This is a genomic window from Arthrobacter sp. QXT-31 (assembly GCF_001969265.1).
Taxonomy (GTDB): domain Bacteria; phylum Actinomycetota; class Actinomycetes; order Actinomycetales; family Micrococcaceae; genus Arthrobacter.
The window spans coordinates 1,543,808-1,556,780 of the sequence record NZ_CP019304.1 but is presented as its reverse complement, the minus strand read 5'-3'; the positions used below and the strand labels follow the sequence as shown (position 1 = coordinate 1,556,780).

Genomic DNA, 12,973 nt, shown 5'->3' with positions numbered 1-12,973 from the left:
TTCAGCGCGTATTCATGGAAAAATCGAACATGATTCTGTAGGCGCAGCTTTCCGACCGTTTGTTCAGGAAAATGAATCAAGAAAATGCCCGCTGAGAAAACTGTGATTTATCACACAAAGACGTTGTTTGTCTCAGTATGCGGACAGTTCCGTCCATTGTTACTTGCAAGTTTTCATTGTTACGTTGCACACTTTCAAATGTGAACAAGAACTCAACAGCACCTGCAGTCGCAGAATATTGGCCCAGCACACCCGCTGCTGCCGACATGCGCTGTTGTCGAATGCACGCCTAACTTTCACCACCCCATCGAAGTTTTTAGGCATTCGCCCCCAGCCCAGCGTAGGGCGCCCCTCCCCAGACATTGCGGGGATCCAAGCATTCGAGCCGCGATGACGGCCATTCACATTGAGGTAAGCAAACATGTCAGTTGCATCCGGATACGTCCACATCTCAGTCCGTAACGCCAACAAGGCAGGCCAGGCGCCGGGCCTGCGCCAGGGATTCGGCGCCCGCCCCGCCTTCGCTCCGGGCAGCCAGGCAAACAGCATTCCCGCCGCGCCGGGTTACACACCGCAGGGCTACAACCCGAACTCGTACGGACAGCTCCGCGCCGTGCAGGCTGACGAAGCCGCACCGCTGACCGCGCCCACTCCGTTGGTGGCCCCTGCCGCCGCTGCGCCTGTCCGTCCTGTTCCCAACGAAAACGTGGCCCGCGGGTTCGTCCTGTACATGGGAATTGACGAGGAAACCGCGGCTGCCGCCGGCACCTCGATCGCCAAGCTTGCCCAGGAGATCCGGGCCTACGCCCAGTCCCTGGTTACCGGTGCCGAGAGCTACGCCGCCGTTGCTGTGGCGCCGGCCAGTGCGCCCGGTTCCGCGCTCGACGTCGTCCGTTCCACCTTCGGTGACCCCACCGTCAATGCCCGGCAGCGCACGGAAACCGCCCGCGTGCAGCCGGCCCAGGATCCGCGTCCCTCGGGCGTGCTGATCGACCTCGCCCGCCGTGAGGTCCACCTCGACGGCGAGTCCCTGAACCTGACGTTCAAGGAATTCGAACTGCTCAACTACCTCGTGGAGAACGGCACCCGTACCGTGGGCCGCGACGAACTGCTCGAGGGCCTGTGGCGGAACGCCGAGGAAGTGCCGAACGAGCGCACCATCGACGTCCACATCCGCCGGCTCCGCTCCAAGCTCGGCCGCCTAGCCAACACGGTTCGCACCGTCCGCGGCCAGGGCTACCGCTTCTATGAGCACCCCGAGGTTGTCGTCTGGGCCGCTCCGGAGTACTCGATCTAGCCTCCTCCGCCGCTTTTGCGTGGCTGGTCCGGGTGGCGCACTGGCCTTCCGCGGCTGATAGTAGGGTGAGTCCATGAGTGCTCACCATAAGAAGCGGCTGGTTCTCATGCGCCACGCCAAAGCCGACTGGCCGGGCGGGGTGGCGGACCACGAGCGTCCCCTGGAGGAGCGCGGCCACCGCGAGGCCCCGCTTGCCGGCAAGTGGCTGCTCAAGCACAACATCGTCCCGGACTTCATCCTGTGCTCCAGTGCGCTGCGGACACGGCAGACCTGCACCTGGGTATGCAGCGAGCTTGGCGAGAAGGCCCCGACGCCGAAGCTTGAGGACGGGCTCTACGCCGCCTCTGCGCTGCGCATGCTGGCTGTCATCAACCATGTGCCGGACACCGTGACCACGCTGATGGTGATCTCCCACATGCCCGGCGTGCAGGACCTGGCCATGCATCTGGCATCCCGGGATTCGAACCACGACGCCTACATGGACGCCGCCACGCGCTTTCCCACCAGCGGACTGACCGTGCTGGAGACGGAGAAGCCCTGGGCTGAACTCGATGGCCAGGACGCCAAGCTCACCCACTTCAAGGTCCCGCGCGCCCACTAGCGGCACCCCCGCGCGGACACTTGCCCGGGCGAGTAAGCTTGTCCCCAGCGTCGTCTAGTGGGGAAGAGCCGCCATGCCGAATTCTGTAGCCGCCCGCTGGCGGGCCGGTGCCCGGCGGTTCACTGCCGCCGTCGTCGTTCTTCTGCTGCTTTCCGCGGGCGCACAGCCGGCCACGGCGGCACCCTCCGGTGAGGTCCTGTCCACGCAGGTGGTTTCGAACCCCAGCCACGAGTGGGTCCTGGTCAACAAGTCACGCCCGCTAAACCCGAGGCAGTTCGCGCCGGCGGACCTCGTCAGCTGGAATGGCACCGGCCACCTGCTGCGGCGCCAGGTCGCAGCTGCCCTGAGCCAACTGTCCACCGGGGCACGCACCGCCGGACATTCCCTGGAACTCCTCAGCGGTTACCGCTCCTACGCCACCCAGAGCAGCCTGTACAACTCCTATGTGCAGATGTACGGGCAGGCCTATGCCGACCAGATCTCTGCCAGGCCCGGCTACAGCGAACACCAGACCGGGTTGGCGGCGGACATCGGCAACGCAGGCGGCGGCTGCGGCCTCACGGCCTGCTTCGGGACCACGCCGGGCGGGCGCTGGGTGGCGGCGAATGCCCACCGCTACGGCTTCATTGTGCGCTACCCGCAGGGTTACTCCGGCACCACCGGCTACACCTACGAGCCATGGCACCTGAGATTCGTCGGTGTTCCGCTGGCCACTGACATGAAGAGCCGCGGCATCCCCACCATGGAGCACTACTTTTCAGCCCGGCCCACCGTCAGGAGCGGGGCCGACGTGCTCGCCGCGGATTCCGCCGGCGTGCTGTGGTCCTATCCGGCCACTGGCCGGGGCGGGTTCGGCACAGCCGTCCGGATCGGAGCCGGCTGGTCGGACCTGAAGGCCGGCTTTGTCGCCGACTGGAATGCCGACGGCGTGAACGACATTGTGGCCCAGTGGAAGACCGGAAGCCTGTCTGTGTACCGCGGCAAGCTCTCCGGCGGCTTCCTCAGCCCCGTCCGCGTGGGCGCTACGGGATGGCAGTCCATGAACGTCACCGTGGGCAAATGGCAGAGCGCCAACCGGTACCCGGGCGTGGTGGCTACGGCAGCCGACGGCGCCGTGTACTACTACCCGAACACCAGCGGCGGCGCGCTCAGCACGGCGCTGCGGATCGGGCAGGGATTCCAGGGCATGAAGCTGGCCATGGCGGACTTCGACAATGACCGCCGGCAGGACCTGCTGGTCACCAGGGGGTCCGGTGAGCTCCTGCTCTACAGGTCCGACGGCGCAGGAAAGTTCGTCACGGAACCCCGCCGCCGGGTGGGGGCGGGCTGGGGTGCCGTGGTCCAGTCCCATGCCTCGTTCGGGTTCCAGGGGTCCGGAACGCGCGGGCTCACTGCGAAGACCACCGACGGTCGCCTCTTTTACTACGGCCTGGGCAACAACCAGTTCACCGGCTCCTGGCCCGTCGGGCTGGGCTGGCAGTCGTTCAACATCTTCCGGTAGCCGGTAGCCGGTAGCCGGTAACCCACGACGCCGGGTGGTCGCCGTTTCGGGGCGCGCCCAGTCAGCGGCGGCGCCCCCCATCAGCGGCGGGGCGTCCTTGCGTCGGATCGCTGGGTGGGTGTGCGCGGGGCGGGCGTGCGCTGGGCGGGTTGCCTGGCACTTGCCGGAAGCCTCACCGCCGGACGCGACGGTGCCTGCGCCGGTGTTTGGGTCGCCCGGGCGGACGCAGCCGGTTTCCTGGTCGACCGGGCCGGGACTGGGCTCCCGGGCTTGGCCGTCCCTCCGCTCCGGGAACTGGCCTTGCCATTTGGCCTGGCCGCGGCGGAAGGCCTCACCGCGCCCGAAGCTCCTCCGCGTTCCTGCTGGCGCCGCCGGCGCGACGGCCAAACCGCTGCGCTGAACAGCACCAGCAGGGTCAGCGCCGCTGAAGCCGCCGCCAGGTAAAAGTAGATGTCGGAATCCCTGCTGGTTACAGCCTGGCCGAGGGCGGCTGCGTCCTCGTTGAAGGCCAGTCCCCACATGCGCAGGAAGGCTATGCTGCAGCCGACGAACAGGCTGGTCCCGGCCCCGCCCGCCAGCAGGGCAAGGTAGCGGCGCCTGGCGAAGGCTTCGGCCACGGACGCCACATACCCCACCGCCACGGCCCCGAGGAATGCAACGAGCACCGCCTCCTCCAGGGTCATGGCGGTCAGCACCAGCAGTCCCGCTGCCGCGGCAAACGCGCCGATGGCTGTCTTACCGCTGTTACCCATGTGGCCCATGGGACTAATCATCCCTGAGGTTTGGATCCCCTCAGCGCGTCGCCGCGCACGATTGTCATGATGACTGCAACGCTTTGGTCACGGAGCATCAGAGGCCATACTTCTCGAGCAGCCGCAGCCAGACCTCGCTGACGGTGGGGTAGGAGGGCACTGCATGCCAGAGGCGGTCCAGCGGAACCTCCCCGACGACGGCGATTGTCGCGGCATGCAGGAGCTCGGCGACGTCTGGCCCGGCAAAGGTTGCGCCGAGAATCACCTTGCGGTCCTCGTCAACCACGAGCTGCGCCCAGCCTGCATAGTTCTCCGCGTGCAGGGAGGAGCCCGCCACTTCGATGGGCAACGCCACGGACGACGCGTTGTAGCCGTCCTTGCGGGCCTGCTCCAGCGACCGGCCGACGTTGGCCAGCTCCGGATCGGTGAACACCACGTTGGGAATGGCGTGTTCGTCGGCTGTCTGCGCATAGCGGCTCCACGGCGCGGGTTCACCCCGAAGCTCGCCCTTCGCCCGGGATGCAATGGCGGCGCCGGTGGCCCGGGCCTCGTACTTGCCCTGGTGGGTCAGCAGCACTTTGCCGGCGGCGTCCCCCACCGCATACAGCCAGGGAGTCTCGCCGTTGCCCGATGCGTCCGCCACCAGGCCGGTGCTGTCCGTGCGGATGGCCAGGGGCTTGCCGTTCCCGGCGGACAGCCCAACGCTCTCCAGGCCCAGCCCTTCCAGTGCGGGCCGCCGGCCCGTGGATACCAGCAGCTTGTCCACCGTCACGGTGTCGCCGCCGTCGAGCGTGAGCGTCAGGGAACCGTCGGAGTTCCGCCGGACGCTCCGGGTCCTGGTGTCGAGCCGGAGGTCCACTCCGTCGGCCCGCAGGCCCGCGGCCACCAGTTCGGCGGCTTCGGCGGGGAAGTTGCGCAGGAGGCCGCTGCGGGCCACCAGGGTGACCGTGGACCCGAGGCGGGCAAAGGCCTGGGCAAGCTCCGTCCCGGCAACGCCGCCGCCCAGCACGCCCAGCCTTTCGGGAACCTCTTTTGCCGAGGTCGCCTCCCGTGTGCCCCAGTAGTCAACCTCGGACAGGCCTTCGATGGATGGCTGGTTGGGTGTGGAACCGTTGGCAAGTACGACGGCGTGACGCGCCGTGAGCGCGTAGTCGTCACCGTCCAGCCCGGCTACTTTTACCGCCCGCTCGCCGGTGAGCTGTGCCCGGCCCCGGATCAGTTCGATCCCTGCGCCCTCCACCCATTCCACCTGGCTGGCATCCTGCCAGTGGGAGGTGAAGGAGTCGCGCCGCTTGAGCACGGCCGCCGCGTCGAGCGTTCCGGTCACTGCTTCGCTGGCGCCGGGAACTGCCTGTGCGCCGTGCAGTGCCGTGCCCGGGCGCAGCAGCGCCTTGGACGGCATGCAGGCCCAGTATGAACATTCGCCGCCCACCAGTTCGGCCTCCACGAGGACCGCTGTCAGGCCTCCCTGCACCACGCGGTCCGCGGCGTTCTCGCCCGCGGCGCCGGCGCCAATCACAATGACATCGAATTCCCGTTCAACAAGACGTGGCATGGCAACAGACTACGCCCGCCATTGCCGCGGATTTCGGCCCGCGGTGCCGTAACAATGAAGCGGGCCGTTCTGGGGACATGGGACATCCGTTACGGTGAGGAAAAGTACGGCCAGTGCAAAGGAGCCCTCCCATGCAGCCCTCCAACGTGGTTCCGCCCGCCCGCTTCAGTGCCCAGGCCCGCCTGCGGGCCCTGCAATCGGACATCATGGAGCTGATCCTGGAGCGTGAGCTGGAGCCCGGAGACGCCCTTCCCACCGAAAACGAGCTGTGCCTTGCCCTCGGCGTCGGCCGGAACACCCTGCGGGAGTCGCTGAAGGTCCTGCAGGCGCTGGGAGTGATAGAAATCCGCCACGGCTTTGGAACGTTCGTAGCCCCCAGCAATTTCGACTCCCTCGCAGACGGGCTGATTTTCCGCGGGCGGCTCTCGCTGCGGCACCACGGACTGGAGGCGAAGCAGCTCGTGGACGTCCGGCAGGCGCTGGAGGCGGGTCTCATCGGCAGCGCAATGGATGAAATGACGGCGGAACAACTGGCCGCGGTCGAGGAGTGCGTGATCCGCATGGAGCAGAGTGCCGCCGCGGGGGACGCCTTTGTGGAAGCAGATGCCGAGTTCCACCGCCGGCTCTTCGAACCCCTTAACAATGAGCTCCTACTGAACCTCCTGGGCGTCTTCTGGAAGGTGTACCGGAACATCTACACCGAGGTCGGGCCCGGCGTCGAGGACCTGCCCGCGCTCGCGGCGCTCCACCGGAGCATCTTCTCGGCAGTGGCGGCCGGGGACAAAGCCGGGGCAGCCCGCGAGCTGGCCCGGCACTTTGAGGGGTTCCGCCAGCGGATACGTGAGGCGGTCGGCGAATAGGGAACTGCGCCGGCCATTAGCTGCTTTCGCGCTCTATGGTCCGAGCTTAACGCAGAAGGTCCGCACCGGTTTCCCGGTGCGGACCTTCTATTTGTGCGCCCAAAGGGATTCGAACCCCTGACCTTCTGTTCCGTAGACAGACGCTCTATCCAGCTGAGCTATGGGCGCATCTTCCGGTTCTCAGTGAGCTTTTCTCGCTCACCCCCGAACCTCGAATAACTTTACGGGAGAACGGCCGCAGTTCCAAATCGAGAACCGTGTAATTTAGCCGACTAGACCGGTCTATGTGACCTTCATCACTAATTTCAACTTTTCTAAATTCAAAAACCGCGAGTTTCCGCGGAATTTGTCTCGAGCAAGCCGGGAGGTCCGATGTCTGACAGGGAATTGGTCCAGATCATCAGAAATAGCATTTAGCACACACCACCGAACCCGAGGAAGGGAACCGCAATGGCCCACTTGGCGCGACTGCCGCTGCTTGAGAAAGCACCCACTACCCATGCTGGCCTGCTGGCGTGGGTTGAAGAGGTCGCTGGGCTGACCCAGCCGGACCGCATTCACTGGGTTGACGGCTCTGAGGAAGAAAACACCCGCCTCACCGATGAACTCGTCGCAGCCGGCACGCTGAAGCGGCTGAACCAGGACCTGTTCCCCAACTCCTTCGCCGCCTTCTCGGATCCGGCCGACGTGGCCCGCGTCGAAGAGCAGACCTTCATCTGCTCTGAAAACAAGCACGACGCAGGCTTTACCAACAATTGGATGGCCCCGGCGGAGATGAAGGAGAAGCTGCGCGGGCTGTTCTCCGGCTCCATGCGCGGCCGGACCATGTACGTCATCCCGTTCGTGATGGGCCACCTCGACGCCGAGGACCCCAAGTTCGGTGTCGAGATCACCGACTCCGCCTACGTGGTTGCCTCGATGCGCATCATGGCCCGCATCGGTACGGACGTCCTGAACAAGATCACCGAGACCAACGCCTTCTTCGTGCCGGCCCTGCACTCCCTGGGTGCTCCGCTGGAGCCCGGCCAGGCGGACGTTTCCTGGCCCTGCAACCCGGACAAGTGGATTGTGCACTTCCCCGAAGAGCGCTCCATCTGGTCCTTCGGTTCGGGCTACGGCGGAAACGCGCTGCTCGGCAAGAAGTGCTACGCCCTGCGCATCGCCTCGGTCATGGCCCACGACGAGGGCTGGCTTGCTGAGCACATGCTCATCCTCAAGCTGACCTCGCCGGAAAACAAGACCTACTACGTCTCGGCAGCCTTCCCCTCCGCCTGCGGCAAGACCAACCTTGCCCTCCTCGACCCCACCATCGATGGCTGGAAGGTGGAGACCCTGGGTGACGACATCACCTGGATGCGGTTCGGCAAGGAAGGCGAGCTCCGTGCCGTCAACCCCGAGGCCGGCCTCTTCGGCGTGGCACCCGGTACCGGCTGGGGCACCAACCCCAACGCCATGCGCGCCATCGCCAAGGGCAACAGCATCTTCACCAACGTTGCGCTGACCGACGACGGCGGCGTCTGGTGGGAGGGCATGACGGAGGAAACCCCGGCACACCTCACCGACTGGCAGGGCAACTCCTGGACGCCCGAGTCCGGCAAGCCCGCGGCCCACCCGAACTCCCGCTTCTGCACGCCGATCGACCAGATCGACATGCTGGCCGAGGAGTACCACAGCCCGAACGGTGTGGAGCTGTCCGCCATCCTGTTCGGCGGCCGTCGCAAGACCACGATCCCGCTGGTCACCGAGGCCCGCGACTGGACCAACGGCATTTTCATGGGCTCCACTCTGTCGTCCGAGACTACCGCTGCTGCCGCCGGTGCCGTCGGCGTGGTTCGCCGCGACCCCATGGCCATGCTGCCGTTCATCGGCTACGACGCCGGTGACTACCTGAACCACTGGGTCAACCTCTCGGCCAAGGCCAACCCGGAGCGCCTGCCCAAGATCTTCCTGGTCAACTGGTTCCGACGCACGGCTGAGGGCGGCTTCGCCTGGCCGGGCTTCGGCGACAACGCCCGTGTCCTGAAGTGGGCCATCGAGCGCCTCGAAGGAAAGGCCGACGCCGTGGAGACTCCGATCGGTTTCGTCCCGACCGGCGACTCCATCGACCTCACTGGGCTGGACATGACCCCCGCGCAGGTGGAGGAGGCGGTCCACGTCGACCCCGACGAGTGGAAGACCGAGCTCGCCTCGATCGAGGAGTGGTACTCCAACTTCGGTGATTCCCTGCCGGCAGCGCTCCAGCAGGAGCTGGAAGGCCTGAAGGCCCGCCTGGCCTAGTCCCCACTGCCTCCCCAATCTCGCAAGCTCGATTGGGGCCCCTCGGCAGCGTGGGCCCAACTGCCTCCCCAATCTCGCAAGCTCGATTGGGGCCCCTCGGCAGCGTGGGCCCAACTGCCTCCCCAATCTCGCAAGCTCGATTGGGGCCCCTCGGCAGCGTGGGCCCAACTGCTTCCCCAATCTCGCAAGCTCGATTGGGGCCCCTCGGCAGCGTGGGCCCAACTGCTTCCCCAATCTCGCAAGCTCGATTGGGGCCCCTCGGCAGCGTGGGCCCAGCCTACGACGGCGGCCCCGCACCTTTTCGAAAGGTGCGGGGCCGCCGTCGTCCGTTAAGGAGTTCTGACTAGGAGGCCAGCCAGATGTCCGGGCCGAAGACCTCGTAGTGGATTTTCGTGGCCGGGATGCCGGCGTTGATGGCCTCGTTGCGGATGTTCTTCATGAACGGCAGCGGACCGCAGAGGTACAGCGAGGCGTTGGCCGGAAGGTCCACCTCGCGCAGGGACATGAAACCGGCCTTGGACCCGGCTTCCGGCTGCTCGAGCCAGAGGTGCAGATCGGCGCCGTCGAGCCGTTCGACGTCGTTGGTCATCTGGGAGCGCAGCGCCCAGCTGTCCAGGGTGCTTTCGGCGTGCAGGACCAGGACCTGGCGGTCCGAGCCGGTCTCGGCGAGGGAGCGCAGAATGGACGCGGTGGGGGTGCAGCCGATGCCGGCCGAGGCGAGGATCACCGGGCCGTCGCCGTCCTTGAGGGTAATTTCGCCGTAGGGGTTGGAGATCTCGATGATGTCGCCGACCTCCACGCTGTTGTGGAGCACGGGGGAGACCTCGCCGCCGTCGTCCAGCTTGGCGGTGAAGCTGCGGCTGGTGCCGGCGCCGCCGGAGAGGGAATACTGGCGCACCTGGCGAAGGCCGTCCGGCAAGGTGACCTTCACGCTGACGTACTGGCCGGGAAGCGCTTCGGTGACGGGCGTGTCATCGGCCGGTTCCAGGGTGAAGGTCATGGAGCCGGTGCCGGCGGGGGCCTTGGCGGCGACCTTCCACGGGGTCCACATCTTGCCGTTGGCCTGGGCGGCGTAGAGGCCCTTTTCCAGCTTGATCAGCGCGTCTGCCATGAGCCAGTAGACCTCGGTCCAGGCTTCGGCGATCTCAGGGGTGATGACCTCTGCCAGATCCTCGGCGATGGCGGCGAAGAGGTGTTCGTAAACCACTTGGTACTGCGGCTCGGTGATGCCGAGGGAAGCGTGGCGGTGGGCGATCCGGGACAGCACTGTCTCCGGCAGGGTGCCCGGGTTGTTTACAAGGTGGCTGGCAAAGGCGGCGATGCTCCCTGCCAGGGCCTGCTGCTGGGTGCCGTTGCGCTGGTTTGAACGGCTGAACAGCCCGTCCAGAAGTTCCGGGTGCGCGGCGAAGAGGCGGGCATAAAACTTGGGGGTGATTTCGCCGATTCGTGAGCCGACCAGGGGAAGGGTGGCTTCGATGACAGGGCGGGCTTTGTCCGAGAGCATTGACACTCCTGAGCTAGTGGTCCGGGGTCTTTGGCCGGACCGGAACTGGCTGATACTTGCATTTGAAATACGAGTTTCTGCTGGTTCTTTTCTACACCCTGTAGAAGTGTTTTTACAAATGTGGCCGGTTGCGTCCGGAGCGGAGCGGGGTGTCCGGGGGGGCTGCCGGGATATCGGGTGCGGCGCTTAGGCGCCGGGGCGCAACCCGATCGCCTCAAAAACCGGCGTCATCTGACGTGAGGTGGGCAGATCAGCCACCACGACGTCGTCGAGCTCGCGGTAAAAAGCCTCGCGCGCCCTGGCGATGGCGCCCCGGAGCCGGCATTCACTGATGAGGGGGCAGCTGCCGGCGGGGCCGATGCACTCGGCGGCGTCCTCCCGGGTGTCCAGTTGGCGCAGGACTTGGCCCACCGTCACGCGGCGGCCGGCTGCGCTGAGACGGGAGCCACCGTTGCGGCCGCGCTCAACGTCGATCAGCCCCAGCATGCGCAGCTTCGCGACGGCCTTGCTGACGTGGTTGTAGGGGGTTCCGACCGCGTCCGCGACGTTCTGGGTGGTCAGCAAACCGCCCTCGGGGGCGGCAGCGAGCACCATCAGGGCGCGCAGGCTGACGTCCGCGAAGGCGTTGATTTTCATGCTTCTAGCTTAAGGGCCTGTGCAAATCGCCCGGTTGCCGCTTTAGTCGGCCCAAATCACCGGCTCGTTGGCGTCGGCCGCAACGTCGCCGAACTCCCACTCGCCGGCGTTCTCGGGCGGCGAGTAGGGCAGGACTGCTGCGAACACCGCGCCGTCCCGGTGCTCGGTGGCCACATGGATGGCGTCCGTGTCCTCCTCGACCAGGGTGATGTCGCAGACAATGGCTGCTGCGCGGAACTCGTCCCGGTGCTGGCGCAACAGTTCGGTGATGTCGCGGATCATCCCGTCGGCGTCGAACCCGGCGTCGCCGCCGGCCTCCGGATCTGCCGGCGAGACAGCCACAAGGCGGACGTCGCCGTCGTTCTCCACCACGAGGGCAAACGGCAGGAACCCGCCGCTGCGCTCGAGCTGCTCCTGGGCCGCCGCCAGTCCGGTGCCCATGAGGTTCTCCAGATCCGTGGCCGTGGCGTCCGGCACGGAGGCCCGCCAGGATGGCTGGGCCGGAGTGGAATCAGGCGCTGCCATGGTCTGCCCTAGCTGCGGACCAGGGCCAGCACACGGTCGCGGACGCGCTCCATGGTGGCGCGGTCCGTGGCTTCGGCGTTCAGCCGCAGGAACGGTTCGGTGTTGGAGGGGCGCAGATTGAACCAGAAGCTGCCGTCGGTGGCCGTGAAGGTGCTGCCGTCCAGGTGGTCGACGGCCACGTCCTCGGCCTCGAAATCCGCGCGGACACGCTCCACTGCGCCGGCCTTGTCCTCGATTTCGGAGTTGATCTCGCCGGAGGAAACGTACGGTTCATACTCCCGGCCGAGCTCGGAAAGCGGGCCGTCCTGTTCACCGAGGGCGGCCAGCACGTGCATGGCGGCAAGCATGCCGGTGTCTGCGTTCCAGAAGTCGCGGAAATAGAAGTGGGCGGAGTGTTCGCCGCCGAAGATGGCGCCCTCCTCGGCCATGACGGCCTTGATGAAGGAGTGGCCCACGCGGGTGCGCACTGCCCGTCCGCCGTCTTCGGCGATGAGTTCCGGCACGGCGCGGGAGGTCAGGAGGTTGTGGATGATGGTGGGCTGGGCCTCGCCCTGTGCCTTGGCACGGGCGATTTCCCGGCGGGCCACCATGCCGGTGATGGCCGACGGCGACACAGCGTCGCCTTTTTCGTCGATGACGAAGCAGCGGTCGGCGTCGCCGTCGAACGCCAGGCCGATGTCCGCGCCGTGTTCGACGACGGCGGCCTGCAGGTCACGCAGGTTTTCCGGCTCCAGGGGGTTGGCGGGGTGGTTCGGGAAGGAGCCGTCGAGTTCGAAGTAGAGCGGAACGATCTCGAAGGGCAGTTTCGGCAGCAGCGTGTCGCCCAGGACTGCCGGCGTGGTCAGCCCGGCCATGCCGTTGCCGGCGTCCACCACGACCTTGAGGGGGCGCGAGCCGGAGAGGTCAACGAGCGTGCGCAGGTACTCGGCGTAGTCCTTCAGCACGTCGCGGACGCCGATCTGACCCTGCGTTTCGGCGGCGGGGATCGAGCCGGTGTTCAGGTACTGCTCGGCGAGTGCCTGGATTTCCTTGAGGCCCGTTTCGGAGGAGATGGGGACGGCGCCGGCCTTGGCCATCTTGATGCCGTTGTATTCGGCGGGGTTGTGGCTTGCGGTGAACGTGGCGCCCGCGGCGTTCAGGGCTCCGCACGCGTAGTACAGCTCGTCCGTGGAGATCAGGTCCAGCAGTTGGACATTGGCTCCGCGGGTGGCGGCGCCGGTGGCGAACGCCTTGCTGAATTCGGGGGACGAGGGGCGCATGTCACCGCCGACCAGGACTGTCTGGCCCTCCAGGCCAAGCACGTCAACGAACGCTGCGCCTACGGCTTCGACGATTTCAGCGGTGATGGATTCACCGACGATGCCACGGACGTCATACGCCTTGAACGAGGCCGAAAGGTCATAAGTACGGGTCTGGTCGCTAGTCACGGCACTTATCTTACGGGCAAGCCTGCGGCAGGCCCGTG

At 66.4% G+C, this 12,973-nt stretch carries 11 protein-coding genes and 1 tRNA gene; 5 read left to right on the top strand and 7 right to left on the bottom strand.

The window, feature by feature from the left end:
* Window positions 1-421 precede the first annotated feature (421 nt).
* The 3 genes from BWQ92_RS06995 (at window position 422) to BWQ92_RS06985 (ending at window position 3,399) form a co-directional block, all read left to right on the top strand.
* Window positions 422-1,297, top strand: a complete 876-nt coding sequence (locus tag BWQ92_RS06995; RefSeq protein ID WP_076798882.1) for a winged helix-turn-helix domain-containing protein — start codon at window positions 422-424, stop codon at window positions 1,295-1,297.
* A 73-nt stretch (window positions 1,298-1,370) separates the two neighbouring features.
* Window positions 1,371-1,898 (top strand): SixA phosphatase family protein, encoded by a 528-nt coding sequence (locus BWQ92_RS06990; RefSeq protein ID WP_076798881.1) that lies wholly within the window; start codon window positions 1,371-1,373, stop codon window positions 1,896-1,898.
* Window positions 1,899-1,971: 73 nt separating this feature from the next.
* Window positions 1,972-3,399, top strand: a complete 1,428-nt coding sequence (locus BWQ92_RS06985; RefSeq protein WP_076798880.1) for a D-alanyl-D-alanine carboxypeptidase family protein — start codon at window positions 1,972-1,974, stop codon at window positions 3,397-3,399.
* Window positions 3,400-3,479: 80 nt separating this feature from the next.
* On the opposite strand, the gene BWQ92_RS06980 is transcribed toward BWQ92_RS06985, so the two are convergent.
* The gene (locus BWQ92_RS06980) at window positions 3,480-4,151 is read right to left on the bottom strand and encodes a hypothetical protein (protein WP_236783137.1); all 672 of its coding nucleotides are present in this window, start codon (window positions 4,149-4,151) and stop codon (window positions 3,480-3,482) included.
* Window positions 4,152-4,248: 97 nt separating this feature from the next.
* Window positions 4,249-5,706: a dihydrolipoyl dehydrogenase family protein gene (locus BWQ92_RS06975; protein WP_076798878.1), complete on the bottom strand. Its 1,458-nt coding sequence runs from the start codon at window positions 5,704-5,706 to the stop codon at window positions 4,249-4,251.
* A 131-nt stretch (window positions 5,707-5,837) separates the two neighbouring features.
* On the opposite strand from BWQ92_RS06975, the gene BWQ92_RS06970 reads away from it, so the two are divergent.
* Complete coding sequence (locus tag BWQ92_RS06970; protein WP_076798877.1) at window positions 5,838-6,566, top strand: FadR/GntR family transcriptional regulator; 729 nt, start codon at window positions 5,838-5,840, stop codon at window positions 6,564-6,566.
* A 94-nt stretch (window positions 6,567-6,660) separates the two neighbouring features.
* Here the strand turns inward: BWQ92_RS06970 and BWQ92_RS06965 are convergent.
* A tRNA-Arg gene (locus BWQ92_RS06965) sits at window positions 6,661-6,734 on the bottom strand.
* A 282-nt stretch (window positions 6,735-7,016) separates the two neighbouring features.
* Between BWQ92_RS06965 and BWQ92_RS06960 the strand changes: the two genes are divergently transcribed.
* On the top strand, window positions 7,017-8,843 hold the full coding sequence (locus BWQ92_RS06960; RefSeq protein WP_076798876.1) for a phosphoenolpyruvate carboxykinase (GTP): 1,827 nt from the start codon (window positions 7,017-7,019) through the stop codon (window positions 8,841-8,843).
* Between the two features lie 343 nt (window positions 8,844-9,186).
* On the opposite strand, the gene BWQ92_RS06955 is transcribed toward BWQ92_RS06960, so the two are convergent.
* The 4 genes from BWQ92_RS06955 to BWQ92_RS06940 form a co-directional block, all read right to left on the bottom strand.
* Entirely contained in the window at window positions 9,187-10,347 is a 1,161-nt protein-coding gene (locus BWQ92_RS06955; RefSeq protein ID WP_076798875.1) for a globin domain-containing protein, read from the bottom strand.
* 186 nt (window positions 10,348-10,533) lie between these two features.
* On the bottom strand, window positions 10,534-10,983 hold the full coding sequence (locus BWQ92_RS06950; RefSeq protein WP_076798874.1) for an RrF2 family transcriptional regulator: 450 nt from the start codon (window positions 10,981-10,983) through the stop codon (window positions 10,534-10,536).
* Window positions 10,984-11,025: 42 nt separating this feature from the next.
* Window positions 11,026-11,508 carry a hypothetical protein gene (locus BWQ92_RS06945; protein ID WP_076798873.1) on the bottom strand — a complete coding sequence of 161 codons (483 nt, stop codon included), beginning with the start codon at window positions 11,506-11,508 and terminating at the stop codon, window positions 11,026-11,028.
* Between the two features lie 8 nt (window positions 11,509-11,516).
* Window positions 11,517-12,935 carry a phosphomannomutase/phosphoglucomutase gene (locus BWQ92_RS06940; RefSeq protein ID WP_076798872.1) on the bottom strand — a complete coding sequence of 473 codons (1,419 nt, stop codon included), beginning with the start codon at window positions 12,933-12,935 and terminating at the stop codon, window positions 11,517-11,519.
* Window positions 12,936-12,973 lie beyond the last annotated feature (38 nt).